General features: G+C 71.8%; 26 protein-coding genes. 9 read left to right on the top strand and 17 right to left on the bottom strand.

The genetic code is table 11. The features are described 5' to 3' along the window. The first annotated feature begins 30 nt into the window (after positions 1 to 30). A complete protein-coding gene (locus AC07FT_RS26820; protein ID WP_479178392.1) occupies positions 31 to 1,368 on the top strand; it encodes an MFS transporter in 1,338 nt (445 codons plus the stop codon). 349 nt (positions 1,369 to 1,717) lie between these two features. Here AC07FT_RS26820 and AC07FT_RS26815 read toward each other — a convergent pair whose 3' ends face one another. Continuing rightward, complete coding sequence (locus tag AC07FT_RS26815; RefSeq protein WP_479178391.1) at positions 1,718 to 2,482, bottom strand: alpha/beta hydrolase; 765 nt, start codon at positions 2,480 to 2,482, stop codon at positions 1,718 to 1,720. A 103-nt stretch (positions 2,483 to 2,585) separates the two neighbouring features. Between AC07FT_RS26815 and AC07FT_RS26810 the strand changes: the two genes are divergently transcribed. From AC07FT_RS26810 to AC07FT_RS26800, 3 genes are all read left to right on the top strand, one after another. After that, a complete protein-coding gene (locus tag AC07FT_RS26810) occupies positions 2,586 to 3,752 on the top strand; it encodes an adenosine deaminase (protein ID WP_479178389.1) in 1,167 nt (388 codons plus the stop codon). Between the two features lie 132 nt (positions 3,753 to 3,884). Continuing rightward, on the top strand, positions 3,885 to 4,127 hold the full coding sequence (locus AC07FT_RS26805; RefSeq protein ID WP_471200824.1) for a hypothetical protein: 243 nt from the start codon (positions 3,885 to 3,887) through the stop codon (positions 4,125 to 4,127). Positions 4,128 to 4,253: 126 nt separating this feature from the next. Beyond that, positions 4,254 to 4,997: a hypothetical protein gene (locus AC07FT_RS26800; protein ID WP_471200821.1), complete on the top strand. Its 744-nt coding sequence runs from the start codon at positions 4,254 to 4,256 to the stop codon at positions 4,995 to 4,997. 46 nt (positions 4,998 to 5,043) lie between these two features. On the opposite strand, the gene AC07FT_RS26795 is transcribed toward AC07FT_RS26800, so the two are convergent. The 5 genes from AC07FT_RS26795 to afsQ1 all read right to left on the bottom strand — a co-directional run bounded on the left by AC07FT_RS26795 (position 5,044) and on the right by afsQ1 (position 9,026). Beyond that, the gene (locus AC07FT_RS26795) at positions 5,044 to 5,247 is read right to left on the bottom strand and encodes a PspC domain-containing protein (protein ID WP_479178388.1); all 204 of its coding nucleotides are present in this window, start codon (positions 5,245 to 5,247) and stop codon (positions 5,044 to 5,046) included. Positions 5,248 to 5,344: 97 nt separating this feature from the next. Beyond that, complete coding sequence (locus tag AC07FT_RS26790; protein ID WP_471200818.1) at positions 5,345 to 5,920, bottom strand: VanZ family protein; 576 nt, start codon at positions 5,918 to 5,920, stop codon at positions 5,345 to 5,347. A 166-nt stretch (positions 5,921 to 6,086) separates the two neighbouring features. Further along, a complete protein-coding gene (locus AC07FT_RS26785; RefSeq protein ID WP_479178386.1) occupies positions 6,087 to 6,713 on the bottom strand; it encodes a hypothetical protein in 627 nt (208 codons plus the stop codon). Beyond that, complete coding sequence (locus AC07FT_RS26780; protein ID WP_479178492.1) at positions 6,710 to 8,239, bottom strand: ATP-binding protein; 1,530 nt, start codon at positions 8,237 to 8,239, stop codon at positions 6,710 to 6,712. Before AC07FT_RS26780 ends, AC07FT_RS26785 begins: the two co-directional genes overlap by 4 nt. A gap of 109 nt (positions 8,240 to 8,348) precedes the next feature. Beyond that, a complete protein-coding gene (gene afsQ1, locus AC07FT_RS26775; RefSeq protein WP_176182505.1) occupies positions 8,349 to 9,026 on the bottom strand; it encodes a two-component system response regulator AfsQ1 in 678 nt (225 codons plus the stop codon). Positions 9,027 to 9,228: 202 nt separating this feature from the next. Here afsQ1 and AC07FT_RS26770 point away from each other — a divergent pair, with 202 nt between their 5' ends. Both AC07FT_RS26770 and AC07FT_RS26765 read left to right on the top strand, forming a co-directional pair. Then, positions 9,229 to 9,999, top strand: a complete 771-nt coding sequence (locus AC07FT_RS26770) for a SigE family RNA polymerase sigma factor (RefSeq protein ID WP_432587977.1) — start codon at positions 9,229 to 9,231, stop codon at positions 9,997 to 9,999. Between the two features lie 418 nt (positions 10,000 to 10,417). After that, complete coding sequence (locus AC07FT_RS26765; protein WP_254744600.1) at positions 10,418 to 10,651, top strand: hypothetical protein; 234 nt, start codon at positions 10,418 to 10,420, stop codon at positions 10,649 to 10,651. 115 nt (positions 10,652 to 10,766) lie between these two features. Here the strand turns inward: AC07FT_RS26765 and AC07FT_RS26760 are convergent, their stop codons facing one another. The 4 genes from AC07FT_RS26760 to deoC all read right to left on the bottom strand — a co-directional run bounded on the left by AC07FT_RS26760 (position 10,767) and on the right by deoC (position 14,874). Then, positions 10,767 to 11,399, bottom strand: a complete 633-nt coding sequence (locus AC07FT_RS26760) for an ATP-binding protein (protein ID WP_479178383.1) — start codon at positions 11,397 to 11,399, stop codon at positions 10,767 to 10,769. Between the two features lie 143 nt (positions 11,400 to 11,542). Further along, positions 11,543 to 12,412, bottom strand: coding sequence for an aldehyde dehydrogenase family protein (locus AC07FT_RS26755; RefSeq protein ID WP_479178382.1), 870 nt, complete (start codon positions 12,410 to 12,412; stop codon positions 11,543 to 11,545). Then, the gene (locus tag AC07FT_RS26750) at positions 12,405 to 13,835 is read right to left on the bottom strand and encodes an aldehyde dehydrogenase family protein (RefSeq protein WP_479178491.1); all 1,431 of its coding nucleotides are present in this window, start codon (positions 13,833 to 13,835) and stop codon (positions 12,405 to 12,407) included. The genes AC07FT_RS26755 and AC07FT_RS26750 overlap by 8 nt, the downstream gene beginning before the upstream one ends. A gap of 34 nt (positions 13,836 to 13,869) precedes the next feature. Beyond that, entirely contained in the window at positions 13,870 to 14,874 is a 1,005-nt protein-coding gene (gene deoC, locus AC07FT_RS26745; protein WP_432587981.1) for a deoxyribose-phosphate aldolase, read from the bottom strand. 158 nt (positions 14,875 to 15,032) lie between these two features. On the opposite strand from deoC, the gene AC07FT_RS26740 reads away from it, so the two are divergent. Continuing rightward, positions 15,033 to 15,749 (top strand): PH domain-containing protein, encoded by a 717-nt coding sequence (locus tag AC07FT_RS26740; protein ID WP_471200804.1) that lies wholly within the window; start codon positions 15,033 to 15,035, stop codon positions 15,747 to 15,749. A 250-nt stretch (positions 15,750 to 15,999) separates the two neighbouring features. Here the strand turns inward: AC07FT_RS26740 and AC07FT_RS26735 are convergent, their stop codons facing one another. The 5 genes from AC07FT_RS26735 to AC07FT_RS26715 all read right to left on the bottom strand — a co-directional run bounded on the left by AC07FT_RS26735 (position 16,000) and on the right by AC07FT_RS26715 (position 21,848). After that, positions 16,000 to 16,866 (bottom strand): right-handed parallel beta-helix repeat-containing protein, encoded by an 867-nt coding sequence (locus AC07FT_RS26735; protein WP_479178381.1) that lies wholly within the window; start codon positions 16,864 to 16,866, stop codon positions 16,000 to 16,002. Further along, positions 16,863 to 17,396 (bottom strand): hypothetical protein, encoded by a 534-nt coding sequence (locus AC07FT_RS26730; RefSeq protein ID WP_479178380.1) that lies wholly within the window; start codon positions 17,394 to 17,396, stop codon positions 16,863 to 16,865. The genes AC07FT_RS26735 and AC07FT_RS26730 overlap by 4 nt, the downstream gene beginning before the upstream one ends. A 649-nt stretch (positions 17,397 to 18,045) precedes the next feature. After that, positions 18,046 to 19,758: a phospho-sugar mutase gene (locus tag AC07FT_RS26725; protein ID WP_479178379.1), complete on the bottom strand. Its 1,713-nt coding sequence runs from the start codon at positions 19,756 to 19,758 to the stop codon at positions 18,046 to 18,048. A 750-nt stretch (positions 19,759 to 20,508) separates the two neighbouring features. After that, positions 20,509 to 21,330 (bottom strand): purine-nucleoside phosphorylase, encoded by an 822-nt coding sequence (locus AC07FT_RS26720; protein ID WP_479178378.1) that lies wholly within the window; start codon positions 21,328 to 21,330, stop codon positions 20,509 to 20,511. A gap of 80 nt (positions 21,331 to 21,410) precedes the next feature. After that, a complete protein-coding gene (locus AC07FT_RS26715) occupies positions 21,411 to 21,848 on the bottom strand; it encodes a gamma-glutamylcyclotransferase family protein (RefSeq protein ID WP_471200793.1) in 438 nt (145 codons plus the stop codon). A 47-nt stretch (positions 21,849 to 21,895) separates the two neighbouring features. On the opposite strand from AC07FT_RS26715, the gene AC07FT_RS26710 reads away from it, so the two are divergent. After that, positions 21,896 to 23,362: an NAD(P)H-quinone dehydrogenase gene (locus tag AC07FT_RS26710; protein ID WP_479178377.1), complete on the top strand. Its 1,467-nt coding sequence runs from the start codon at positions 21,896 to 21,898 to the stop codon at positions 23,360 to 23,362. Between the two features lie 137 nt (positions 23,363 to 23,499). Further along, positions 23,500 to 24,447: a DeoR/GlpR family DNA-binding transcription regulator gene (locus tag AC07FT_RS26705; protein WP_479178490.1), complete on the top strand. Its 948-nt coding sequence runs from the start codon at positions 23,500 to 23,502 to the stop codon at positions 24,445 to 24,447. 3 nt (positions 24,448 to 24,450) lie between these two features. Here AC07FT_RS26705 and AC07FT_RS26700 read toward each other — a convergent pair whose 3' ends face one another. Together AC07FT_RS26700 and AC07FT_RS26695 are read right to left on the bottom strand one after the other, a co-directional pair. After that, a complete protein-coding gene (locus tag AC07FT_RS26700) occupies positions 24,451 to 25,038 on the bottom strand; it encodes a TetR/AcrR family transcriptional regulator (RefSeq protein ID WP_479178376.1) in 588 nt (195 codons plus the stop codon). A 261-nt stretch (positions 25,039 to 25,299) separates the two neighbouring features. Beyond that, positions 25,300 to 25,728 (bottom strand): biotin/lipoyl-containing protein (locus tag AC07FT_RS26695; RefSeq protein ID WP_479178375.1); only part of this gene is annotated, 429 nt, incomplete at its 5' end.

The raw sequence follows: 25,728 nt of genomic DNA, 5'->3' as shown, positions 1-25,728 counted from the left end.
GCATCAGCTGTGGGTACATACGGTCGAACCATGCCTCCCGCTGATACCGGGGCGTCCACCGGGAACCACCGTGTGGACGCCTCCCCCGCGCTGTCCTCCGCACCTCTCTCCACCGCCGCCGCGCCCGCTCCCGAGCGGATGAGCCCGGGCCGCCCCGGCTACGTCCGGATGCGGTTCGCCCTCTTCACCGCAGGGATCGCGACGTTCGCCCTGCTCTACTCGACCCAGGCGCTGCTGCCCGCCATCTCCGGCGACCTCCATGTCCAGGCCGACCGGGCCAGCTGGAGCGTCTCCGCGGCCACCGCGGGCCTGGCGCTCGCGGTGCTCCCGCTGAGCGCCCTGTCCGAGCGGTTCGGCCGCCGCGCGATGATGACCGGCTCGCTCACCATCGCGGTGGCGCTCGCCCTGCTGGTGCCGTTCGCACCCGACCTGGACTGGCTGATCGGACTGCGCGCGGTCCAGGGCGCGGCCCTGGCCGGGATCCCCGCCTCGGCGATGGCGTACCTCTCGGAGGAGGTGCAGCCCAAGGCGCTGATCGGCGCGATCGGGCTGTTCGTGGCGGGCAACAGTGTCGGCGGTATGAGCGGCCGGATCCTCACCGGCTGGGTGGCCGACGGCTGGGGCTGGCGGACCGCGCTGGCCGCGGTCGGCGTCATGGCGCTGCTGTGTGCGGTGGCCTTCCGGCTGCTGCTGCCCCCGGCCCGGCACTTCACCCCGACCGTGGTGAGCCCGCGCGACCTGGGCCGTACCGTCGCCGGACACCTCCGCGACCCGCTGCTGTGCCGGCTGTACGCGATCGGCGCGCTCTTCATGACCGTCTTCGGCGCCGTCTACACGGTGATCGGCTACCGGCTGGTGGCCGAGCCCTTCGGCCTCTCGCAGTCCGTGATCGGCTCGATCTTCCTGATCTACCTGGTCGGCACGGTCTCCTCGGCCGCGACCGGCAAGCTGGTCGGCCGTCTGGGCCGCCGCGGCGCCCTGTACGTCGCGGTGACCACCACCGCGGCCGGACTGCTGCTGTCCCTGCTGGACTCGATCGGCGCGGTGCTGCTCGGTCTGGTGCTGATCACCGCGGGCTTCTTCGCGGGCCACGCGGCGGCCTCCTCGGCGGTCAGCCGCACCGCGAAGACCGGGCGGGCCCAGGCCGCGGCGCTCTACCAGGCGTCGTACTACCTGGGCAGCAGCGCCGGCGGGGCGCTGGGCGCCCTCGCCTTCCACGCGGCCGGATGGTCCGGTGTGGTCGTGCTCGGCCTCGCGGCCGTGACCGGCGCGGCGGGGATCACGCTCTACGGCACCCGTCGGGCCCAGGTGGAGCGGCGTGCGGAGGTGGCCCGCCAGGCCCTGCGCGGTGTCCCCGTCCGCGCCTGAACGGCCCCCCACAGGCCCGGAGGGGCCGCTCGCCCCTGTCCAGCGAGCGGCCGCTCCGCCCCTTCCGGGCCCGGTGCGGCACTCGCACGGCGGAGCCGCCTCCGGAGTGCGCCGGACACGGTCCGCCCGTGGCGGCGGTGGCCGTCCGTGCGCCGGTGGCGTGTTCCGGCCGCTGTTCCGGCATGGTCACCGCGCACCGGTGCCCCCGGCCGGTACGGCGCGGGACACCCGGCCTCCCGGGGCGGGCCCGAAGGGGCACGGGGCCGTGTCGACATACGGCTCCGCCGTGTGGGGGCGGCCGGCCACGACGTGGCCGCGGACGCACCACGGCAACGGCCCCGCGCAGCGCTCAGTGGCGCAGCGTGGAGCCGAAGCCCGCCGCCAGCGGCATCCGCAGGCCCAGCGGCGGCGGAGCCGCCAGGGCGTCGGCCACCGGGCGGGAGTAGCCGGTGGCGAAGAGGGAGCCGAGCAGGAAGTCCGCGGTGAGGGCCTGGACTTCGGAGCGGTGCTGGTGCAGACCGTGGCCGTCGGTGTGCACCTCGAACCGGCACACATCCCGGTTGATCTTCTTGGCCCGTTCCGCCAGCCGGTAGGACAGATCGGGGTCGGTGCGCTCGTCATTGGTTCCGTGAGCGATCAACACCTGCCGCCCCGTGAGCTGCTTCACCGGTTCGGGGGCCAGGTCCGTGGCCGGTTCCGGCAGCCAGGGGGCGAGGGCGACCACCGAGGTGACGGCCGGGTGTCCGGCGGCGTGCAGGGCGGCCCGGCCGCCCATGCCGTGACCGGTGAGACAGACCGGCACATCGCCGTAGAGCCGTCCCACCTCGTCCGCCGCCCACGCGGCGTCCGCGGCGGGGTCCGCGGCGGAGCCGTTCCAGCCGCGCCGCCGGTAGCGGACGACATGGGCGGTCAGACCCTCCTCCTGACCGGCCCGCACCAGTCTTCGGGCCAGTGGCAGCACGGCCGCCGCCGACATCCGGGAGGGGCGCCGGGTCCCGACGGCCTCACCGCCCGGGAGCAGCAGCACCACACCCTGTACGGTCCTCCGCGCGGCGGCCGCGCCCATCGGCCGCCCCAGCCGTGCGCCCCGTTCGGGCAACGCTTGCTGAACCATGCCGACACGATCGCAGAAGGACAGGTGTACTCCACTACCCGTGCGGGTCACTGTTCCGTATCTATCCACCCCGATCTACGCGCGTAGGGGCTAGGCTTCGCAGATGACGAGCGAGCACACCCACCAACCCACCCCCGAACAGATCCGCCGCGCCCCCAAGGTGCTGCTGCACGACCACCTCGACGGCGGGCTGCGCCCCGGCACCATCATCGACCTCGCCCGCGAGACGGGGTACGACGCGCTGCCCGAGGCCGAGCCGGACAAGCTGGGCGTCTGGTTCCGCGAGGCCGCCGACTCCGGTTCGCTGGAGCGCTATCTGGAGACCTTCTCGCACACCTGCGCCGTCATGCAGACCCGGGACGCGCTGGTCCGGGTCGCCGCCGAGTGCGCCGAGGACCTCGCCGCCGACGGGGTCGTCTACGCCGAGGTGCGCTACGCCCCCGAGCAGCACCTGGAGAAGGGGCTGTCCCTGGAGGAGGTCGTCGAGGCCGTCAACGAGGGCTTCCGCGAGGGTGAGCGGCGGGCCCGCGAGAACGGCCACCGCATCCGGGTGGGGGCCCTGCTGACCGCGATGCGCCACGCGGCCCGTGCCCTGGAGATCGCCGAACTCGCCAACCGCTACCGCGACCTCGGCGTCGTCGGGTTCGACATCGCGGGTGCCGAGGCGGGCTTCCCGCCCACCCGCCACCTGGACGCCTTCGAGTACCTGAAGCGGGAGAACAACCACTTCACCATCCACGCGGGTGAGGCGTTCGGGCTGCCGTCCATCTGGCAGGCGCTCCAGTGGTGCGGTGCGGACCGGCTCGGCCACGGCGTCCGCATCATCGACGACATCGAGGTGGCGGACGACGGCAGCATCACCCTGGGCCGTCTCGCCTCCTACGTCCGGGACAAGCGCATCCCGCTGGAGCTGTGCCCGACCTCCAACCTCCAGACGGGCGCGGCCAGTTCGTACGCCGAGCACCCCATCGGACTGCTGCGCCGGCTGCACTTCCGGGCCACCGTCAACACGGATAATCGTCTGATGAGTGGAACGAGTATGAGTGCTGAATTCCAGCATCTCGTATCAACATTCCACTATTCGCTGGACGACATGCAGTGGTTCACGGTCAATGCCATGAAGTCGGCCTTCATTCCTTTTGGTGAACGTCTGGCGATGATCAATGACGTGATCAAGCCTGGGTACGCTGAATTGAAGTCCGAATGGCTGTTCCGTCAGGTGGCTTCCGAGTCCGCTGTGACCAGGGGTTCTGTCCGCGACGAGAGCTGATCTCGCGAGGCGGGGCGCGGAGTTGACCGATGCGGAGTCATGTCACGGCAGCCGTTTCCGGTGTTTGCGGGCAGGCGAAATCCATGACTACGTTTTCGTGTCGGTCAAGCCCCCGTCTCAAGGACAGATTTGATGAAGCAGGGAACCCTGAAGACCCTCGGCGTCGTTGCCCTCGGCACGGTCGCCATCATCGCCGGAGGCAGCACCGCGTCGGCGGTCTCGCACGCCCCGGTGCCCGGCGGTGGCGCGGCCACCCCGCAGATCCCCGGTCAGGGCGCCGGCAAGCCCGCGGCCGGCAAGGCCGCGCCCGACCAGGGGCTGCTCGGCAAGCTCCCGGTCGGCGGTGTGCTGGGCAACGGCCTGCGCCTGGGCTGATCCGCAGTACCGGCGACCGGCCGGGCCGCGCGCCCCGTACAGGGGTGTGCGGCCCGGCCGCGCCGTATGCCAGGATCATGCCGACATGCCGCGACAGACCGGCGGCCGATTGTGGGGGAGCCTCCCGTGCGGACATCGACGAACAGACCGGCGGCGCGGTCCGGGCGGACCCGCGCGACCAGCGTGACGGCCCTCCTGGCCTGTCCCCTCCTGGCCCTCACCACCGCGTGCGGCGGGGGCTCGGACGACGGTGACGCCAAGGCCACCCCGTCCGCCGACCGCAGCCGGTCCGCCGCTCCGGCCCCCACCCGGCTGGAGAAGGCCGCCCTGGCGCAGGGCGATCTCAAGGGCTACCGGGTCACCACCCGCAAGGCCGAGAACTGGGCCAGCGGTCAGCCGAAGTCCGGCACCCGCGCCTGCCAGCCGCTCGCCGACGCCACCGGTGACGAGCCGAGTCCCGAGGCCAAGGAGACCGTGCGGCGCGGGGTGAACGGCCACAAGGCGCCGTACAAGGGCGTCACGGCCGGGATCAGCAGCTACGGCGCGGCGGAGGCGAAGACCTTCATGCGCGAGCTGAAAGCCGCGCTCGACGACTGCGCCGGCGGGTTCAGCACCACGCTCAGCGGGCGGACCGTGCGCTACAGCGAGGTGCGGCAGGAGCCCCTCAAGGCGGCCGGGGACGACAGCGTCGGCTACGGACTGACCGCCTCCGCCCAGGGGACGAAGATCCCGATGCGGGTGGTCGCGGTGCGCTCCGGCTCGACCGTCGCCCTCTTCATGGGTGTGGACTTCAAGGGGCTCAGTGAGTTCCCGGTGCCGCGGGTGATCGTCGACAAGCAGCTCGCGAAGCTGGAGAAGGCGGGGCTGTAGCCGCGGTGCGGCGCGGTGCGCCCGGGGCGGGTCGCACCGCCCCGCGTCACCACGCCTCGCGGTGGCCGTCCTCCGCCGGGAGCAGGAACCACAGCGCCAGATAGAGCACGAACTGCGGACCCGGCAGCAGACAGGAAGCCACGAAGATCACCCGCATCGTGGTCGGGGTGGTGCCGAAGCGGCGGGCCAGCCCCGCGCAGACTCCGGCGATCATCTTCTGGTGGCGGGGGCGGGACAGTGCGGCGGCCATGGTGTGACTCCTCGTCTCGTCGGACTCCCGGACCGGTGCGATCCGTGGTGGACCGGAGGCCGGGGTACCCGGGAAGCTCTTCCCGATACCTCCAACGCTAAGGACGCGAGCCCGTCGAGGCGTCGCTCCAGGGTGCCAGCCCGACCCTGTGAATCGTCGGGGTCACCGTCGGCGTGCCCTCCTCCCGGGGGAGGGCCGTGGAGCGCGCCCGGTCAGCCCGGCGGCGGAGTCCGCCCCTGACGGCGGGGACCACCAGGACATGCGCGAGCGCCACCCCGGCGGTGTTCAGCAGTACCGAGTCCACGTTCATGATCTGCCCGGTCACCTCGCTGCGCAGCAGCGCGACCGCCAGGGCCGCCATCGCCCCGGTGAGCACCGTACGCGCCAGTGAGGTCAGCGGATACGCCTCCACCCGGCCCGCGGCCAGCGGCAGCAGCAGCCCCAGCGGTGCGAGCAGCAGCAGTTCGCCGCCGATCGAGCGGATCGCCGCCCACGGGCTGAGCGCCAGATCGGCGCGGATGGTGGCCAGCGGCTCCAGGGTTTCGGCGGACACCCAGGGCGCGGTGAGCGGGCGCAGGGTCAGCCAGCCCACGAACGACAGGTGTACGACAAGGAGTACGACGCCCGTGGCGCGGTAGCGGAAGGCGGCCCTTCGGCCGGAACGACCCTGCACGCATCACAGGACGCGCCGTGCGGGGGTGCCGGTTCCGCCTGTGCCCCGCTGGTCAGCAGCTTGTTACCGAGAGGGGCCCGACCTGGGGTGACCGGCTGATGAAACGTAACGAATCCTCACGCGATCACGAGCGGTCGTCCGCGATACGAGAAGCGGTCAGAGGTGATCAGGAGAGCAGCACCCCGGAATTGACCGCGATCTCGGGATGGCGGCGCATCTCCTCGGAGCAGGTGTAGCGCTTGAGCGGATCGCGGTCGCTCTCCGGACCGCCCAGCACCACCCGGTGGTGCTCGTCCGCCGCGGTGGACTCCGCGAGCGTGCACACGATCTGGGCCAGCGCCATCGACTGCAGTTCCTCCGGCGGCCGGTTGAGCCGCAGCGCCCGGTCCGGATCGTCCTGCGCGGGCGCGGAGACCTGCACCCAGTCCTCCACCGCGGTGGCGAACCCGGCCCCCGTCTCGGCCGACGACGGCGGCTGCCGCAACTGCTCCAGCAGCGTGCGCCCGATCTGCACCGGTTCGGCCGGCGGCTTCTCGTCCGGCATCCGCACCTCGCGGCTCACCGACAGCACCCGGGAACCGCACAGCAGATAGATCCGCATCGAGACGCGGCCCGTCCGCTCGGCCGACCGATCCGGCTCCGGCGCCTCGCACGACGCGCGCGAGGGCGCGGCCCCCGCGTCCACCGGCACTGATGTCCCCCGGATTCCGCAGCCGGTGGCCAGCAGCGCGGCCGCCGCGGTCAGCAGTGCGAGCGCCGGACGGGTACGGCGCCGGTCGACCGCCCGCTTCATCGGGCGCCCCCTTCGTTCTTGCGCTGCTCGGAGCCCTTGCGCCGCTCGGTCTTGCACTCCTCGTCCTTGCGCCGCTCCTCCGAGGCGAGCTGCGAGGCGTCCATCGGCAGCCGCAGGGTGAAGACCGCCCCGCCCTCCTCGGAGTTGGCCGCGCTGATGTCACCGTCGTGGATATGCGCGTTCTCCATGGCGATCGACAGACCGAGTCCGCTCCCCTCCGACCGGGGCCGGGAGGCGCTCGCCTTGTAGAAGCGGTCGAAGACATGCGGCAGGACGTCCTCGGGGATACCGGGGCCGTGGTCCCGCACCCTGATCAGCAGGTCGTCGCCGTCGGTGTGCACCGACACCCGCACCGGTGAACCGCCGTGCTTCAGCGCGTTCCCGATCAGGTTCGCCAGGATCACGTCCAGCCGCCGCGGATCGAGCCGGGCCATGATCCCGCGCTCCGCGTCCAGTTCCACCGCGTCCAGCCAGGCGCGCGCGTCGATGCACGCCGTCACCTGGTCCGCCACGTCCACGTCGTCCAGCACCAGACGGGCCGTGCCCGCGTCGAAGCGGGTCACCTCCATCAGGTTCTCCACCAGGTCGTTCAGCCGCCGGGTCTCGCTCACCACCAGCTGCACCGCCGGGGCGATCATCGGGTCGAGCGAATCGGCCTCGTCCTCCAGCACCTCGGTGACGGCCGTGATCGCGGTGAGCGGGGTCCTCAGCTCGTGCGACATGTCCGCCACGAAGCGGCGGCTGGACGCCTCCCGGGCGCTCAGTTCCGCCACCCGCGTCTCCAGCCGCTCCGCGGTCCGGTTGAAGGTGCGGGAGAGATTGGCCAGCTCGTCGGAGCCGGACACCTGGAGCCGGGTGTCCAACTGCCCCTCGCCCAGCCGGTGCGCCGCCTCGCCGAGCCGCTGCACCGGCCGCAGCACGGTGGCCGCGGCGGCCTGGGCCAGCAGCGCGGAACCGATCAGCGCCAGGGCGGTGGCGATCCCCAGCGACCAGGCCAGCGAATTGAGGTCCTGGCGCTCGGTGTCCAGCGACTTGAGCATGTAGCCCGTCGGGCCGCCCCCGTTCACCTTCGCCCCGCCGACCAGGTACGGCGTACCGTCCAGCGTGATCCGCTGCCAGTAGAGGTGATACGGGGCCTCGTTGGAGCCGTCCCTCGCGCGCCGCTGGTCCACCGCGTGACGCAGCGACCTCGGCACCACCTTCTGTGTGAACAGCGCCTCGTCCGAGGCCGCGACACAGGTCCCGCCGCCGCGCGTACCGGAGATCAGCAGCACTTCGTACTTCTGGCTGTTGTCCGACATACGGTCCGCCGCGTCCTGCAATTCGGGACATGTCGGTATGGCGGGCAGCGGGTCGGTGTCCTCCTTGAGCGCCTTGCGGAACTCGTCCAGCGCCGCGTCCTGGGTACGGGTCAGCACCGCGTCACGGTTCAGCCAGTAGGCGATGGCCGAGGCGGACACGGCGGCGGCCAGCGCCACCAGACCGAAGACCAGCATCAGCCGCAGCCGCAGACTCAGCCACCGCAGCAGACCCGCGGTCCAGCCCCGCGCACGACCGGGCTCCTCGCTCACCCCGCTCAATTCCTTACGTCTCCGCCCCGGATCTCGGCGCCTGCGCTCCGGGCCCCGGCTGCGCTCACTGCGGAGCGTCCAGCCGGTAACCCACTCCGCGCACGGTACGGATCAGCGTCGGCGAGGACGGCACGTCCTCCACCTTGGCGCGCAGTCGCTGCACACAGGCGTCGACCAGCCGGGAATCGCCGAGGTAGTCGTGCTCCCACACCAGCCGCAGCAGCTGCTGCCGGGACAGCGCCTGCCCCGGTCGGCGGCTGAGCTCCAGCAGGAGCCGCAGCTCAGTGGGGGTGAGCTGGAGATCCTCACCGTTCTTGGTCACGGTCATGGCGGCACGGTCGATCACCAGGCTGCCGAACGAGGCGGCGTCGTTCGCCTCCCGTTCGCCCCGGCGCAGCACCGCGCGGATCCGGGCGTCGAGCACCCGCCCCTGCACAGGCTTGACCACATAGTCATCGGCTCCCGACTCCAGCCCGACCACCACATCGATGTCATCGCTGCGTGCGGTCAGCAGGATGATCGGCAACTGGTCGGTGCGGCGGATGCGACGGCACACCTCGAAGCCGTCGATCCCGGGCAGCATCACATCCAGCACGATCAGATCCGGCCGCTGCTCGCGCAGCAGTTTCAGGCCATCCTCGCCTGTCGCCGCCGTCGCCACACGGTGGCCCTGGCGGGACAGTGAGAGTTCGAGGGCCGTGCGGATGGCGTCGTCGTCCTCGATCAGCAACAGGAAAGGCACGTTGGTCATTCTGGCCTACAAGGGGCCTGTAGTTCGACCGCCGGGGGTTTATCGGCCCGATCCCCTGTGACGAGCCTGTGACAGTCGACAGACAGCGCGATGAAACTGGCCCGGCAGAGTCATCTGTGCACCGGGGCGGTACACCGGCCGGAGCAACCAGAACCAGACCGGACGGACCGGCTCCACCGACGGGGGGCGCGAGATGAGCACACTGCACTTCACTACCACCAGCGCAGTTCGCACACGCCTTCACGACGCCGGCCGGAACCACGAGAAGTCCGGTGCCGTGAGCGGGCGGGGGTGCGCTCGCGGCGCCGGGCGTCAGCGGCCTCCTTACATGGTGGCCATTGACGCGAAGACGGAGGCCGAGGGGGACACCGGCGGCCTCGGGGGGCACGGGGGAAACGGGGGCGGCTCGTACGGGGAGGCAATGGGGGAGCGGCGCACTGCGTCGGAGGCGGAGTTCACCGCCTACGTCCAGGAGCGCCGCGCCTCCCTGTACGCCACGGCCTACCACCTGACCGGAGACCGGTTCGAGGCCGAGGACCTGCTGCAGAGCGCGCTGTTCTCGACCTACCGGGCCTGGGACCGGATCAGTGACAAGGCGGCGGTCGGCGGCTATCTGCGGCGGACCATGACCAATCTGCACATCAGCGCCTGGCGGCGCCGCAAGCTCAACGAGTACCCGACGGAGGAGCTGCCGGAGACGGCGGGCGACCAGGACGCGATGCGCGGCACCGAGCTGCGCGCCGTGCTGTGGCAGGCCCTGGCCCGGCTCCCCGAGCTCCAGCGCACGATGCTCGTCCTGCGGTACTACGAGGGCCGCACGGACCCGGAGATCGCGGACATACTGAACATAAGCGTCGGAACGGTCAAGAGCAGCATCTGGCGGTCGCTGCGGCGGCTGCGCGAGGACGAAGCCCTCAGCTTCGGCCGCGATGAAGAGGAGTCCTTCGGCGAACTGGTCGCCTGACGGCGGCGGGAGATCGAAGGCGGGGGAAACGGGGGAACACGGGGGAAAGTACGGGGGATCGGGGGAAAACGGGGGGTACGGGGGAACCGGGGATCGGGGGATCCGCGGGGGAGTATGGGGGACACGGGGGAACAAGTGCGGGACCGGAGGGCCGGGGGGTCCATCCGGTCCCGCTCGCGTGTGTGCGCGTGCACAGCGCCTGACGCGCTGGGGGGATTCCAGGTTCCAGAAATCGCGAGAATTGCCTTCCCCTTGTTTCGCTATTGTCGGTCGGACGAAAGCGCCAAGTGCGCTGATAGCGTCTTTCGCGTCGCCACGGCGGCCCGGAATTCCGGTGGCGGAATGCCGCTGTGAAGACGTGGCCGACCGTGGTTGGAAAAGGCTCTGTTGTGTATCCCCCACTTCATTGGAGGCTCACATGAAGAAGACCCGACGCGCGAAGGCGCTCGCCGTAGCCGCCGTCGCCACAGCCGCCGTTGCCCTGCCGGTCGCCATGGCGAACACTGCCTCGGCCGAGACCCGTCTCCTCCCGCACTGGACGAACTCCTACCTCGAGTGCCAGACGCTGGGCAACAAGTTGGCCCAGCAGGGTGAGCTCACCGGGTTCAACTGCGTGCCGCACGGCGACGCGGTCATCATGTACCCCTGGTAAATCAGCCATTCGGCGGTCCGTTCCGGCCGCGGGCTGAATACCACGGCGGAGCGTCCCGATTCCGGGGCGCTCCGCCGCATTATTTCAAGGGGGATTCTCGGGGTGTCCGGAAAACTCAGGTCCTGACCCCCGCGGGCCGCCGGCCCGCCACGGCCGCCGCCGCTATCCGGCCCAGGGCCGCGTCCCGGCCGCACGCGTACGCGCCCAGTGCCGTCTGCCGCGCCACGATGCCGCGCTCCGACCGCATCAGCCGCCAGCCCCTCCGCACCAGATACGGCGCCGACTTGCGGCCCTCCCGCAGATCGCGCAGCAGCCGCCGCCGGAAGGTGGTCGAGGGACGGCCCCGCAGACAGATCGCGTCCGCCAGCAGTCCCAGCTCCCGGCACCGGCCGATGATGTCCGCCGCGAAGATCCCCTCGGCCACGAACAGCGGGGTCCGCCCGATGTGCAACGGCTCCGCGCCCACGCGGGAGCTGGAGGCGATGTCGTACACCGGCACGGTCGTCCGCGACGTACGGCACAGCTCCTCGACCGCCGCCACCGCCGCGTCCGCGTCCCAGGAGAGCGGGGAGTCCCAGTCGGTGCTCCCGTCCTCCGCCAGCTGGGGGAGGGTCGGGTCGTCGCCCTCCTTGTAGAAGTCGTCGAGGTTCAGCACGGGCAGCCCGGTGCGGGCCGCGAGCGAGGACTTGCCGGAGCCGGACGGGCCGGTCAGCAGGACGACACGGGCGGGGGCGGGATCGAAGGTCACGGAAGACCAGTGTGGCGTATGGCGCCGCCGCTGTGACCTCCCGGGTCCGGACAAATGCGGCGGGGGGGGATGTGATGTGCACCGGCCCCCGCATCCTCGGACGGGAGGAGCGGGGGCCGGTGGGCCGTCGGGGTCGGACGACCTCAGACGCCCATGGGGTGCCAGACCGTCTTGGTCTCCAGGAACGACAGCATCCGGCGGGTGCCCGGATCGGCCGTCCAGTCCACAGCCTGTGGACGGACGACCCGCTTGAGGTTCTCCGCCGCGGCCGCCTCGAGTTCGGCGGCGAGCCCGGGCGCCGCGCCGGTGAGGTCGATCGCGTTCACGTCCTGGTGCGAGGCGAGCGGGGCCGCGATCTCGGCGGTGCGGCCGGAGAGCACGTTGACCACGCCGCCCGGCAGATCGGAGGTGGCCAGCACCTCGCCCAGGGAGAGCGCGGGCAGCGGGCGGTCCTCACTGGTGACGACCACCGTGGTGTTACCGGTGACGATCGCCGGCGCGATCACCGAGACCAGGCCGAGGAAGGACGAGTCCTGCGGGGCCAGGACCGCGACGACCCCGGTGGGTTCGGGGCTGGAGAGGTTGAAGTACGGCCCTGCGACCGGGTTGGCGGATCCGGCGATCTGGGCGACCTTGTCGGACCAGCCCGCGTACCAGACCCAGCGGTCGACCGCCGCGTCCACCTGGGCGCCCGCCTTGGACTTGGAGAGCCCCTCGGCGTCGGCCACCTCGCGGACGAACTGCTCGCGGCGGCCCTCCAGCATCTCGGCCACGCGGTAGAGGATCTGGCCGCGGTTGTAGGCCGTGGCCCCCGACCAGCCGCCGAACGCCTTGCGGGCGGCCACCACGGCGTCCCGGGCGTCCTTGCGGGACGCCTGCGGGGCGTTGGCCAGCCAGCGGTCCTTTGCGTCGGTCACCTCGTACACCCGCCCGCTCTCGGACCGGGGGAACTTGCCCCCGACGAACAGCTTGTAGGTCTTGAGCACGGACAGTCGCTCATTGCGGTCAGACATCGAGGTACGCCTCCAGGCCGTGGCGACCGCCCTCGCGGCCGTAGCCCGACTCCTTGTAGCCGCCGAACGGCGAGGTGGGGTCGAACTTGTTGAACGTGTTGGACCACACCACCCCGGCGCGGAGCTGGTTCGCCATCCACAGGATCCGCGAACCCTTCTCCGTCCAGATCCCGGCGGAGAGGCCGTAGGGGGTGTTGTTGGCCTTGGCGACGGCCTCTTCGGGGGTACGGAAGGTCAGCACGGACAGCACCGGGCCGAAGATCTCCTCGCGGGCGATCCGGTGGGCCTGCGTCACGCCGGTGAAGAGCGTGGGCGCGAACCAGAAGCCGGAGCCCGGCAGTTCGCAGTCCGGGGCCCAGCGCTCGGCGCCCTCGGCCTCGCCCGCCTCGGCGAGCGTGCGGATACGGGCCAGCTGCTCGGCCGAGTTGATCGCGCCGACATCGGTGTTCTTGTCCAGCGGATCGCCCACGCGCAGCGTCCGCATCCGGCGTTTGAGGGCGTCCAGCAGCTCGTCCTGGACCGACTCCTGCACCAGAAGGCGGGAGCCCGCGCAGCAGACATGGCCCTGGTTGAAGAAGATCCCGTTGACGATGCCCTCGACCGCCTGGTCGATCGGCGCGTCATCGAAGACGATGTTGGCCGCCTTGCCGCCCAGTTCGAGGGTGACCTTCTTCGACGTCCCCGCCACGGTGCGGGCGATGGCCTTGCCGACCTCGGTGGAACCGGTGAAGGCCACCTTGTCGATCCCCGGGTGGCCGACCAGCTCGGCGCCGGTGGCGCCGTCGCCGGTGATGATGTTGACCACGCCCTTGGGCAGTCCGGCCTGGCGGCAGATGTCCGCGAAGAACAGGGCGGAGAGCGGCGTCGTCTCGGCGGGTTTGAGTACCACCGTGTTGCCCGCGGCGAGGGCCGGGGCGATCTTCCACGCCAGCATCAGCAGCGGGAAGTTCCACGGGATGACCTGACCGGCCACGCCCAGCGGCCGGGGGTCGGGACCGTAGCCCGCGTGGGCCAGCTTGTCGGCCCAGCCCGCGTAGTAGAAGAAGTGCGCCGCGACCAGCGGGAGGTCGGCGTCCCGGGACTCACGGATCGGCTTGCCGTTGTCCAGGGACTCCAGCACGGCCAGTTCGCGCGAGCGCTCCTGGATGACACGGGCGATCCGGAACAGGTACTTGGCGCGCTCCGAACCCGGCAGGGCGGACCAGCTCTCGAACGCCTTGCGGGCGGACTTCACCGCGCGGTCGACGTCCTCGGCCGTGGCCTGGGCGACCTCGGAGAGCACCTCCTCGGAGGAGGGCGAGATGGTCTTGAAGACCTTGCCGTCGGCCGCCTCGGTGAACTCACCGTTGATGAACAGCCCGTAGGAGGGGGCGATGTCGACGACGGACCGGGACTCGGGTGCGGGTGCGTAGGCGAAGGTCATGGGCTTCGTGGGAGTCGTGGGTGCCATGGGTGTCTCAGTCCACCGTCATGTAGTCGGGACCGGAGTAGTGGCCGGTGCGGAGCTTCTGGCGCTGCATCAGCAGGTCGTTGAGCAGGCTGGAGGCGCCGAAGCGGAACCAGTCGGCCGTCAGCCACTCCTCGCCCAGCGTCTCGTTGACCATCACCAGGTACTTGATGGCGTCCTTGGAGGTGCGGATGCCGCCCGCGGGCTTCACACCCACCTGCACCCCGGTGGCGGCGCGGAAGTCGCGCACGGCCTCCAGCATCAGCAGGGTGACCGGCGGGGTGGCGTTCACCGCCACCTTGCCGGTGGAGGTCTTGATGAAGTCGGCCCCGGCCAGCATCGCCAGCCAGGACGCCCGGCGGACGTTGTCGTAGGTCTGGAGCTCACCGGTCTCGAAGATGACCTTCAGATGGGCCGCGCCGCCGTCCGGGCGGGCGCACGCCTCCTTCACCTGCTTGATCTCCTCGAAGACGTCGAGGTAGCGGCCGGAGAGGAAGGCGCCGCGGTCGATCACCATGTCGATCTCGTCCGCCCCGGCGGCCACCGCGTCCCGGGTGTCCGCCAGCTTCACCGGCATCGCGGCGCGGCCGGAGGGGAAGGCGGTGGCGACGGCGGCGACGTGGATGTCGCTCCCGCCCGCGGAGGCCAGCGCCTCCTTGGCGGTCGCGACCATGTCGCCGTAGACGCAGATCGCCGCGACCTTGGGGACCGTACGGTCGGTGGGGTCGGGGCCGGCCCCCTTCGCGCACAGCGCCCGGACCTTGCCCGGGGTGTCCGCGCCCTCCAGGGTCGTCAGGTCGATCATCGAGATCGCCAGGTCGATGGCGTACGCCTTCGCCGTGGTCTTGATCGAGCGGGTGCCGAGGGTCGCGGCGCGCGCCTGGAGGCCGACCGCGTCGACGCCCGGCAGGCCGTGCAGGAAGCGGCGCAGCGCGCCGTCCGAGGCGGTCACGTCCGCCATGGACGCGAGTCGCTCCGCGGCCTCTTTGCCGTATGCGGGAACTGTGCTGGGCATGGTCACCAGCTGAGCATATCTACGCGCGTAGCAGATGTCACCCCCGGGGTGGGGATCCTTCGGCGGATCCATGGCGGATCCTTCGGTCGTCCGTTGAGGAGGGCGGGTCCTTCGCTCCGGGGTCCGGTGCCGCGGGGGCGTGGTGCACAATCGGGCGCATGACGAGCCCGGATGACTCCACCTCTGACCCGGCCCGCGACTCGGGCCGCGACCCGGCCCCCGCGCCGGGTCCGGACGCGGCCCCGCAGTCCTCGGACGACGGTCAGGAGGGCACCTTCGCCGACCGCGTCTACCGGTCCACGGCCGGTATCGCCGGCGGGGTGCTGCTGCTCGCGGTCGGCGCCTGGCTCGGCATCGACGCGATGATCCGCGGCGAGGGGCGGACGCCCTGGCTGGCCCTGGCCGGGCTGCTGTTCGCGGTGCCGGTCGTCATCGCCTTCACCGTCCGCCCCGCCGTCTACGCGGGCGCGGACCGGCTGCTGGTCCGCAACCCCTTCCGCACCATCACCCTGCCGTGGGCCTCGGTCGACGCGCTGCGCGCGGGCTACACCAGCGAGGTGCTGGCCGCCGGGGGCAAGTACCAGCTGTGGGCGATCCCCGTCTCGCTGCGCCAGCGCAAGCGGGCCGCGCGGCGGCAGGCCAGGTCCGCCGCCGAGGACCCCTACAGCCGCACCTCCGCCCATGTCGCCGTCGACACCCACGAGGACCGGCGCGCGCCGTCCGACGCGGCGATCGGCGACCTGCGGGAGATGGCCGAGCTCAACGCGGGGCGGGACGGTGCGCAGGGGGCCCCTGAGGTCCGCTGGGCGGTCGAGGTCATCGCACCGGCGGTGGCGGGGGCCGTGCTGCTGGTGATCATGCTGGCCATCGGCTGAGCGACGGCCGACGCGGCCGAAGCGGCTGAAGTGGATCAAGTGGTTGAGCGCCTGGGTGCCGGCTGAGCCGCTGGTGGGGCGGCGGCCGGTTCGGCGGGTGGGGCCTGCCCGGGACCGCCCTGGGCTCCCGGGCAGGCCCGCCGGTGTCCATCGGGCACCGGTATTACGCCGAGGCGGCCGGCACATCGCTCCGGCCGCCCCGCCCGCCGTGAGGCAGGGCGCGGCGACCGCGAGCCCGTGCGGAGCGCTGTCAGTTGACGCAGCCGGTGGGGACGGGAGCGTGACCGGCGCAGTTGGTGGGGGTGTTGCCGACGATGGCGGATCCGACGGCGCTGAAGGGGACGGTGGTGTAGACGCCACCGGGGGCGGCAAGCGACGAGTTGCCGGAGATGCTGCTGCCGGAGAGCGTGACCGTGCCGCCGTCGTTGTAGAGGCCGCCCGTTACGGAACCGGCTCCGGTGGCGCGGTTGGTGAGGATCGAGGCCCCGGTGATGCCCAGCGTGCCGGTGTTGAAGATGGCGGCACCGGTCGCCCCGGCGCCGGTCAGGATGTTCTGGCCCACGGAGACCCGGGTGAGGGTGAGTTGGCCGGTGTTGAAGAGACCGGCGCCCGCGTCGACGGCCGTGTTGCCGGTCACCGCGCCGCTGGTCAGGGACATGGTGCCCGATTCGTTGTACACGCCGCCGCCGGTTTCGGCGCTGTTGCCGCTGATCACGGTGGAGCTGAAGGTCGCCTGGTCGCCGGAGTCGTCGCCGGCCACCCCGCCGCCGGGGCCCGCGCTGGTGTTGTCCGTGATCCGGGAGCTCCTGGAGATGAGAGTGCCGGTGTCGAGTTCGATGCCACCGCCCAGTCCCGAAGCATGGGTGGACTCGTTGTCGCTGACGGTGCTGCTCTGCAGCGTCAGGGTTCCGCCACCGATGTACACACCTCCCCCGCCTTCCACACCGGTGACGGTGTTGCCGGTGATGGAGACGCCGGTGAAGGTCGCCGTTCCGTCGACCTCGAGGCCGCCGCCCTCGAAACCGGCCGTGTTGTCGCGCACGGTGGTGCCCGACATCGTCAGACTGCCGCTCAGGGAGTTCAGCCCGCCGCCGAATAGTGCTTGGTTGCCGGTCACGAGGGAGTTGGATTGGAGAGGACGACGGTGCTGTTCTGGAAGGCAGTCATCCCTCCGCCGTTGCGCTCGGCGGAGTTGTCGGAGAGGGTCACCGAGCTGCCTCTGAGCGTTCCGCTGTTCCGCACCAGGATCCCGCCGCCGTACTCGGAAATGCCGGTGACCGAGCCGTTGTCGACGGTGAGGTTGCTGAGGGTCAGGCTGCCGCCGTTGACGTCGAAGATCCGGAAGGGGTCGACGGAACTGCGGGTGATCGTCGCGCCGTTGCCCTGGATGGTGACCGCGCCGGTGATGGGAGCCAGGCCGTCCTGGTCGGTCTGGGCCGTGGTGAGGGTGTAGGTGCAGTTGGGGGCCAGACTGAGCGTGCCGCCGGTGTTGGCGACGGCGGCGACGGCGGAGACGAGCTGGGCGTCGTTACACGGGACCGAGGCCGCGTAGGCCGGTGTGGCGGCGGGAACAGCGATCACGGCTGTCGCCATCGCCGCGGCGACGGCCAGAGACCGTGCCAGCCGGGGCAAAGGGGTCTTGTTCATGGACATGGCTCCTTCAGGGAGTGGGGGCGGGAGGCCGCTCCAGGGCCTGTGCGCTTCGGGCCCGGACGCTTCGGGCCCGCGCGCGCTGCCAACGGGTGCGGTACGCGGTCCCCTTGCGGTGCCGCACTGGCTCCGGCCCGTAGTGGACGCGTTTCCGGGGTGCGGGTCCCGGGGGCGCGCGGGCGCTCCCAGGCCGACGCGTTGGCGCGCAGCGCCGTGAAGGCGCCTGCGCGGGACGGGGTGATCTGGCGGGTGGTCGCTTCTCGTGCCCGACCTCATATGCGGAGTCCCTTCACCGGCGAACGCGGTGCAGCCGAGCACACGACATGCCAGTGGCGGCGTGGTCCGGGCAAGGGAGCTCTGGTGCTCCGGGGCCGCGCGTCGCCACACCGAACAAGGCTTCGGGCGTCGATCGGTGCGCCCCGAAGAGGATGGGCGGCCCAACGGGTTACGACCCCAGTAACGCTGTTCCTGGCGCCCTCGTCCAGATGAGGTGAACACGTTCACCCGAACGCGCCATTAATCGGATGAGCCGTCCTTTCCGGGCGCGTGGTGGTCACGTGGGCGGCGGGTGACGACGACGGGCCCGGGGCGCCCCCTTGCGGAGGTGCCTCGGGCCCGTCGCTGGATGTGCTTGAGATGTGCCTGTTCAGATGCCTGCCGCTGTCGCGAGGTCCGTCTTGAGTGATGCCAGCGTCGTTTCGGCTGTCGTACGGGCCGTGGTCAGCGCGTCCGTCCCGGGGACGTCCACGACCACCTCCAGGTAGCACTTCAGCTTCGGCTCGGTGCCGCTCGGGCGGACGATCACCCGGGCCGAGCGGATGGTGCCGTTCCCGGCCAGGTGGTAGCGGAGGCCGTCGGTCGGCGGCAGCGCCTCCGTGCCCTGGGAGAGGTCGTCCGTCGTCGTCACGGCCAGCCCCGCGAGGGAGGCCGGCGGCTGGTCGCGCAGCCGCTTCATCGCCGTGGCGATCAGGGACAGGTCCTCCACGCGGACGGACAGCTGGTCGGTCGCGTGCAGTCCGTGCGTGAGCGCGATGTCGTCCAGGAGGTCGGAGAGGGTGCGGCCCTGCTCCTTCAGCTCCGAGGTGAGCTCCGCGATCAGCAGCGCCGCCGTGATGCCGTCCTTGTCACGTACGCCCTCGGGGTCCACGCAGTAGCCGAGCGCCTCCTCGAAGGCGTAGCGCAGCCCGTCCACGCGCGCGAGCCACTTGAAGCCGGTCAGCGTCTCGGCGTACGGCAGCTCCGCGGCGGCCGCGATCCGGGAGAGGAGGGAGGACGAGACGATCGTCGTCGCGAGCGTGCCGTGGGCGCGCTTGCGCACCAGGTGGGCGGCGAGCAGCGCGCCGACCTCGTCGCCCCGGAGCATCCGCCAGTCGCCGGAGGGGGTCGGTACGGCCACCGCGCAGCGGTCGGCGTCCGGGTCGTTGGCGATGATGATGTCGGCCGGGGCGGTGGGGGTGGCGGTGTCGGTGGCGTCAGCCGTCGCGGCGAGTTCGCGGGCTGTCGCGAACGCCAGGTCCATCGCGCCCGGCTCCTCCGGGTTCGGGAACGCGACGGTCGGGAACGCCGGGTCGGGGTCGGCCTGCGCGGCGACCACGGTCGGGGCCGGGAAGCCCGCGCGGGCGAAGGCCGCGGTGAGGGTGTCGCGGCCGACGCCGTGCATCGGGGTGTAGACGACGCGCGCGGTGCGCGGGGAGCCGGCGGTGAGGACGGCGTCGGTGCGGGCGAGGTACGCCTCCAGCACGTCGTCGCCCAGCGTCTCCCAGCCGCTGTCCGGGCGCGGGACGTCGTCGAGGCTGCCGATCGCGGCGATCTCGGCGGCGATGCCGGCGTCGGCGGGCGGCACGATCTGGGAGCCGTCGCCGAGGTAGACCTTGTAGCCGTTGTCGCGGGGCGGGTTGTGGCTCGCGGTGACCTCGATGCCCGCGACGGCGCCGAGGTGGCGGATGGCGAAGGCGAGGACGGGGGTGGGGAGGGGCCGCGGCAGCAGGGCGGCGCGGAAACCGGCGCCGGTCATGACCGCGGCGGTGTCACGGGCGAAGTCGGCGCTCTTGTAGCGGGCGTCGTAGCCGATGACGACGAGGGGGGCGGGTTCGTGGTCCGAGCCGTGTGCCTCCTCGTGCGTGAGATACGCGGCGAGGCCCGCGGCGGCACGGATGACGACGGCGCGGTTCATGCGCATCGGGCCCGCGCCGAGTTCCCCGCGGAGGCCGGCGGTGCCGAACTGGAGGGTGCCGGAGAAGCGGTCGGCGATCTCGTCGAGCGCCTCGGTGCGGAGGAGTTCGCCGAGCTCGGCCCGGGTGTCGGGGTCGGGGTCCTCGGCGAGCCAGGTGCGGGCCTGGGTGAGGAGGTCGGGCTCCATGAGGTCTCCTGGGTGCGGGGGTGGATGCGGTGTCGTGTGGGTGCGGGTCCGGGGCCTCCGGGGCGGGGTCCTGGACCGTATATTTACGGCGCCGGTGCCCGGGGGCGTGAGCCTGGGCCGGAGATTGGCGCCACAAATACGCCCCTGGCCTTCGGCATGGGGGACCCCTCAGCGTCCAGGACCCCACCCCTGCGACCCCGGCCCCTCCCGTCTCGTCGCCGGCTGACCGCCGGTGGCCCGGCAGCGGCTTCCGGTGCGTGCCCGGCTCCCGGCCGGTCGTCCGCCGGCGGTTCGGGCGTGTGCCTGGCTCCCCGCCGGGGTGGTGTGGCCAGGTTTCCGGTGCTGTCCCGGCCTCCGGCCGTGGTGCGGTCGAGTTTCCGGGGCCTGTCCGGTTTCCTGCTCGGTGGTGCGCTGGCCTTCCGCCGGTGTTTCCGGTGTTTCCGGTGTTTCCGGTGCTTCCCCGGCTTCCGGCCGGTGGTGCGGTCCGGTTTCCGGAGCCGGTTTCCTGTCGGTGGTGCGGTGAGTCCCCGGCTTTCCCTTGGTGGTGCGGCGGTTTCCGGCGCTGTTCCGGCTTCCGGCCGGTGCTGTCCGGGCCCCGGCCGGTGGTGCGGTCAGGGGTGCCGGGGCGTCCCCGGCACCCCGTCGGTGGTCCGGCAAGGCTTCCGGGTGTGCCCCGCCGGGAAGGGCGCGGGGGCGCTGCCCCCGGGCGGGCAGCACCCGAGCGTTGCCCCGGTGGCCCGACCGGCTAGGTCACAGGCGGTTGAGGACCTGGGCCAGCAGGCTGCCCATGCGGGCGGCGGAGTCGCGGCCCGCCTGGAGGACCTCTTCGTGGTTGAGGGGCTCACCCGTCATGCCCGCGGCCAGGTTGGTGACCAGGGAGATGCCCAGGACCTCCGCGCCCGCCTCGCGGGCGGCGATGGCCTCCAGCGTGGTGGACATGCCGACGAGGTCCGCCCCGATGGTGCGGGCCATGCGGATCTCGGCCGGGGTCTCGTAGTGCGGGCCGGGGAACTGCGCGTAGACGCCCTCTTCGAGGGTGGGGTCGATCTGCTGGCACAGGGCGCGCAGCCGGGGGGAGTAGAGGTCCGTGAGGTCGACGAAGTTGGCGCCGATGATCGGGGAGGTGGCGGTGAGGTTGATGTGGTCGCTGATCAGTACCGGCTGACCGGGGCGCATGCCCTCGCGGAGGCCGCCGCAGCCGTTGGTGAGGACGATGGTCTTGCAGCCGGCGGCGACGGCGGTGCGGACGCCGTGCGCGACGGCGGCGACACCGCGGCCCTCGTAGAAGTGCGTGCGGCCGAGGAAGACCAGAACCCGCTTGTTGTCGATCTTGTACGAGCGGATCGTGCCCGCGTGGCCCTCGACGGCGGGCGGGGGGAAGGCGGGCAGCTCGGTGACGGGGAACTCGTGCTCCGGCGTTCCGAGTGCGTCGGTGGCGGGGACCCAGCCGGAGCCCAGGACCAGGGCGACGTCATGGGTCTCCGCGCCGGTCAGCTCGCGCAGGCGCGCGGCGGCGGCGTCGGCGGCGGCGTGGGGGTCGCCCTGGCTGTCCCAAGTAACTGATGCGTTCACGCGGTCGAGGGTAGCCGCTTACTGCCTACGCGCGTAGACGTAATCGGCCGCGGTGTTCGGATTGTGATTCGCACGCGGGGCTAGCAAGGGCGCTTGCGCAGCTCCATGACGTAGTCGTGGGGTGCTCCGGCGGATTCGGCGGCGTCGGCGATCTCGCCGAGGTAGCGGGCCGAGGGGAAGCCGCCCTCGTAGCCGTTGAGGACGTAGAGCCAGACGGGTTCCTCGCCGTCCAGGGTGTGCACACGCATCCGCATCCGGCGGTAGATGTCGAGGCCGACGCCTTCCCAGCGGTCCATGGAGTCCTCGTCCATGGGGGCGATGTCGTACAGGGCGACGAAGACCTGGGAGCGCGGGGCCTCCACGATCGTGGCGAGAGCGCCCTCCCAGCCCATCTGCTCGCCGCCGAAGGTGAGGCGCCAGCCGGTGATCCAGCCGGTGCCGCGCAGCGGCGAGTGCGGGGCGCGGCGGGACATCAGCCGCGCGTCGAGGTTGCCGGCGTACGCGGCGTAGAGCGACATGGGTCGAGGGTACGGGAGAGGGCTGGACAACCCCCGGGGGTGGCCGGATGAGCGGGTGCGGGACAATGGGGCATGTGACTCGGATCGTGATCATCGGTGGCGGACCCGGCGGCTATGAGGCGGCGCTGGTCGCCGCGCAGCTCGGTGCGGAGGTGACGGTCGTCGACTGCGACGGCCTGGGCGGGGCGTCGGTGCTCACCGACTGCGTGCCGTCGAAGACGCTCATCGCCACCGCGGAGGTGATGACGACGTTCGACTCTTCGTACGAGGAGTTGGGGATCATCGTGGCCGATGACACCCCGCCGCTGGAGCAGGCGGCCCGGGTGGTCGGGGTGGACCTGGGCAAGGTCAACCGCCGGGTGAAGCGGCTCGCGCTGGCGCAGTCGCACGACATCACCGCCTCGGTGACGCGCGCCGGCGGCCGGGTGATGCGCGGGCGCGGGCGGCTGGAGCCCTCGCAGTCGCCGGACGGATCGCGACGGGTGACCGTCCGGGCCGCGGACGGGTCCGAGGAGACGCTGGTCGCGGACGCGGTGCTGGTGTCCACCGGTGCCCATCCGCGGGAGATCCCGGACGCGCAGCCGGACGGTGAGCGGATCCTGAACTGGACGCAGGTGTACGACCTGGACGAGCTCCCGGAGGAGCTGATCGTGGTCGGCTCCGGTGTCACCGGTGCCGAGTTCGCCGGGGCGTACCAGGCGCTGGGGTCGAAGGTCACGCTGGTCTCCAGCCGCGACCGGGTGCTGCCGGGCGAGGACCCGGACGCGGCCGCGGTGCTGGAGGACGTCTTCCGCCGCCGGGGGATGAACGTGATGTCCCGTTCGCGGGCGCAGGCCGCCAAGCGCGTGGGGGACCGGGTGGAGGTCACCCTCGCCGACGGGCGGGTCATCACCGGCAGCCACTGTCTGATGGCGGTCGGGTCGATCCCGAACACGGCGGACATGGGCCTGGAGGAGGCCGGGGTCCGGCTCCGGGAGTCCGGGCACATCAAGACCGACAAGGTCTCCCGGACCAGCGCACCGGGCGTCTACGCGGCCGGTGACTGCACCGGGGTGTTCGCGCTGGCGTCGGTGGCGGCCATGCAGGGCCGGATCGCGATGTACCACTTCCTGGGGGACGCGGTCACCCCGCTGAACCTGAAGACGGTCTCGGCCAATGTCTTCACCGACCCCGAGATCGCCACGGTCGGCTACTCCCAGGCGGATGTGGACTCCGGGAAGATCGACGCCCGGGTGGTCAAGCTGCCGCTGCTGCGCAACCCGCGGGCGAAGATGCAGGGCATCCGGGACGGCTTCGTGAAGATCTTCTGCCGTCCGGGCACCGGCATCGTGGTCGGCGGTGTGGTGGTCTCGCCGCGGGCGAGCGAGCTGATCCACCCGATCTCGCTGGCCGTGGACAACAACCTGACGGTCGAGCAGATCGCCAACGCGTTCACCGTCTATCCGTCGCTGTCCGGCTCGATCGCCGAGGTGGCGCGGCAGTTGCACACCCGCAAGACGCAGGGTGAGGCGTAGTCGGCCCCCTTATAGCAGCTCTTGGCCACGCAGATGAACAACTTCTGCTAATTGGTGCAAGCTGCTGAAAGCAGACGGTCGTTGGCGTTACTGTCAGTTTCGTGTTCGCTGCAGAACGTCGCCAATTGATCCTTGAAATGGTGCGCGCGAACGGAGCGGTATCGCTCCGGGAGCTCGCCCGCGTCGTCCAGACCTCCGAAGTGACCGTCCGGCGTGATGTGCGGGCGCTGGAGGCAGAAGGACTGCTCGACCGCCGGCACGGCGGTGCGGTGCTGCCTGGCGGTTTCACCAGGGAGTCCGGCTTCCCGCAGAAATCCCATCTAGCGACCGCGGAGAAGACGGCCATCGCCGATCTCGCGGCCGGCTTCGTCGACGAGGGCGAGGCCGTCGTGGTGGGCGCCGGTACGACCACGCAGGAGCTGGCCCGCCGGCTCGCGCGGGTGCCGGGGCTGACCGTGGTCACCAATTCCCTGCTGGTCGCACAGGCGTTGGCGCATGCCAACCGGGTCGAGGTCGTGATGACCGGCGGCACCCTGCGCGGCTCCAACTACGCCCTGGTCGGCAGCGGTGCCGAGCAGTCCCTGCAAGGGCTGAGGGTCAGTCGTGCCTTCCTCTCCGGCAGCGGGCTGACGGCCGAGCGGGGGCTGTCCACCTCCAATATGCTCTCGGCCAGTGTGGACCGGGCGCTGGTGCAGGCCGCGGCGGAGGTGGTGGTGCTCGCCGACCACACCAAGCTGGGCACCGACACCATGTTCCAGACCGTGCCCACCGATGTGATCACGCGGCTGGTCACCGATGAGCCACCGGGCCATGACGACCGGGCGCTCACCGAGCTCCAGGCCCTGGCCGACCAGGGGGTGCAGATCTCCGTGGCAGGACCGGGCACGGGGGTGGGCGGTGAGGGAGGTGGCCCGGGGCGCCCGGGGCGCCTGGGCCCTCCTCCCAGAGCGGGTGAGGACGGGCTTCCGCTGCCGGGACCGCGCCGTAACCACCCGCATCCGTCCAGCCCCCAGCTGCGCAGCGCGGTGCCGCTCGCGGAGCAGCAGCCGGGCCGGGTGGCGGATCTGGCACCGCGCCGCCGCTGAGGCTCAGCGGGCCTTGAGGCCGGTGAAGGTGAGCGCCAGCAGCCGGTCGGCCAGTCCGGGGTCGTCGGGCGACTGCTCCACCGCGAGCGCGATCGCGTTGGTCAGCTGCATCAGGTCGGCGATCACCACATCGGGCCGTACGGCCCCGGCCCGCTGGGCGCGGGCGAGCAGTTCGCTGCCCGCCTCGCGCAGCGGGAGGTTGCAGCCGCGGGAGAGCGCCGAGCTCTCGTCGGTCGAGCAGGCCATCAGGGCCTGGGCGAGACCGCGGTAGGTGCTGGCGTGGTCGATGATCGCCCGCAGCCAGTCGACCAGGGCGTGACAGGGCTGTGGGGCCTCGGCCAGCTCACGGGAGCGGGTCAGCAGGGCGCACATCTCGCCCTGGAAGACCGCGCCCATCAGCGCGGTGCGGTTCGGGAAGTGGCGGTAGAGGGTGCCGATGCCGACACCGGCGCGGCGTGCGATGTCCTCCAGCGAGGCATCGGTGCCGGTGTGGGTGAAGGCCGTACGGGCCTCGGCGAGCAGCCGCTCGTAGTTGCGCCGGGCGTCCGCGCGCATGGGGCGCGGTGGCGTCTGTGCCGTCTCGATCGCCATCGCGGTCCTCCCTGCCGTGGCCGTAGCTGCCCGTAGGTCAAGCATGCCATCACAGGGCGAACGGCCGGACCGATCTCGTCCGGATGCCGGGACGGTGGCCGTGGCGCCGGGGAGCAACCTTCTGATGGGGCAGTGGTGTTCGGCGCACCGTGTGCGGGGCGGACCGCAACGTCCGCGGGCGGCCGTGGAGTTGTCCCGCAAACGCGGAGCGCCGCGGACCCGGTGGGCCGGGCCGCGCCGCTTCCGTGTGTTCCGCCGGGGTCAGTCCTTGATCTCGCAGATGACCGCGCCGGAGGTGAGGGAGGCGCCGACCTCAGCGCTCAGGCCCTTGATGGTGCCCGCCCGGTGGGCGTTGAGGGGCTGTTCCATCTTCATGGCCTCCAGCACGACCACGAGGTCGCCCTCGGCCACCGTGTCGCCCTCGGCGACGGCGATCTTGACGATGGTGCCCTGCATCGGCGAGGCCAGCGCGTCGCCCGAGGCGGCGGAGCCGGACTTCTTCGACGCCTTGCGCTTGGGCTTCTTCGCCCCCGCGGCCGCCGGTGCCGACGCCACGCCCAGGGACGCGGGCAGCGACACCTCCAGCCGCTTGCCGCCGACCTCGACGACGACGGTTTCGCGGGCGCCGGTGTCCTCGGCCTCGTCCGCGCCGGTCGGGGTGAAGGGGGCGATGGTGTTCTGGAACTCGGT

This window comes from Streptomyces sp. NPDC045899, from assembly GCF_056431485.1.
Note: the sequence above shows the minus strand (reverse complement) of the source record. Positions and strands in the feature narration are given on the sequence as shown.

Bases quoted from the DNA above. Each gene is read 5' to 3' on its own strand.
- deoC (WP_432587981.1), bottom strand. From the start codon at position 14,874: ATGCCCAGCACAGTTCCCGCATACGGCAAAGAGGCCGCGGAGCGACTC.
- AC07FT_RS26820 (WP_479178392.1), top strand. From the start codon at position 31: ATGCCTCCCGCTGATACCGGGGCGTCCACCGGGAACCACCGTGTGGAC.
- AC07FT_RS26805 (WP_471200824.1), top strand. From the start codon at position 3,885: ATGAAGCAGGGAACCCTGAAGACCCTCGGCGTCGTTGCCCTCGGCACG.
- AC07FT_RS26815 (WP_479178391.1), bottom strand. From the start codon at position 2,482: ATGGTTCAGCAAGCGTTGCCCGAACGGGGCGCACGGCTGGGGCGGCCG.
- AC07FT_RS26705 (WP_479178490.1), top strand. From the start codon at position 23,500: ATGGTGCGCGCGAACGGAGCGGTATCGCTCCGGGAGCTCGCCCGCGTC.
- AC07FT_RS26740 (WP_471200804.1), top strand. From the start codon at position 15,033: ATGACGAGCCCGGATGACTCCACCTCTGACCCGGCCCGCGACTCGGGC.
- AC07FT_RS26710 (WP_479178377.1), top strand. From the start codon at position 21,896: ATGAGCGGGTGCGGGACAATGGGGCATGTGACTCGGATCGTGATCATC.
- AC07FT_RS26810 (WP_479178389.1), top strand. From the start codon at position 2,586: ATGACGAGCGAGCACACCCACCAACCCACCCCCGAACAGATCCGCCGC.
- AC07FT_RS26755 (WP_479178382.1), bottom strand. From the start codon at position 12,412: ATGTCTGACCGCAATGAGCGACTGTCCGTGCTCAAGACCTACAAGCTG.
- AC07FT_RS26725 (WP_479178379.1), bottom strand. From the start codon at position 19,758: ATGGAGCCCGACCTCCTCACCCAGGCCCGCACCTGGCTCGCCGAGGAC.
- AC07FT_RS26730 (WP_479178380.1), bottom strand. From the start codon at position 17,396: ATGAACAAGACCCCTTTGCCCCGGCTGGCACGGTCTCTGGCCGTCGCC.
- AC07FT_RS26765 (WP_254744600.1), top strand. From the start codon at position 10,418: ATGAAGAAGACCCGACGCGCGAAGGCGCTCGCCGTAGCCGCCGTCGCC.
- AC07FT_RS26785 (WP_479178386.1), bottom strand. From the start codon at position 6,713: ATGAAGCGGGCGGTCGACCGGCGCCGTACCCGTCCGGCGCTCGCACTG.
- AC07FT_RS26715 (WP_471200793.1), bottom strand. From the start codon at position 21,848: ATGTCGCTCTACGCCGCGTACGCCGGCAACCTCGACGCGCGGCTGATG.
- AC07FT_RS26770 (WP_432587977.1), top strand. From the start codon at position 9,229: ATGAGCACACTGCACTTCACTACCACCAGCGCAGTTCGCACACGCCTT.
- AC07FT_RS26750 (WP_479178491.1), bottom strand. From the start codon at position 13,835: ATGACCTTCGCCTACGCACCCGCACCCGAGTCCCGGTCCGTCGTCGAC.
- AC07FT_RS26795 (WP_479178388.1), bottom strand. From the start codon at position 5,247: ATGGCCGCCGCACTGTCCCGCCCCCGCCACCAGAAGATGATCGCCGGA.
- AC07FT_RS26700 (WP_479178376.1), bottom strand. From the start codon at position 25,038: ATGGCGATCGAGACGGCACAGACGCCACCGCGCCCCATGCGCGCGGAC.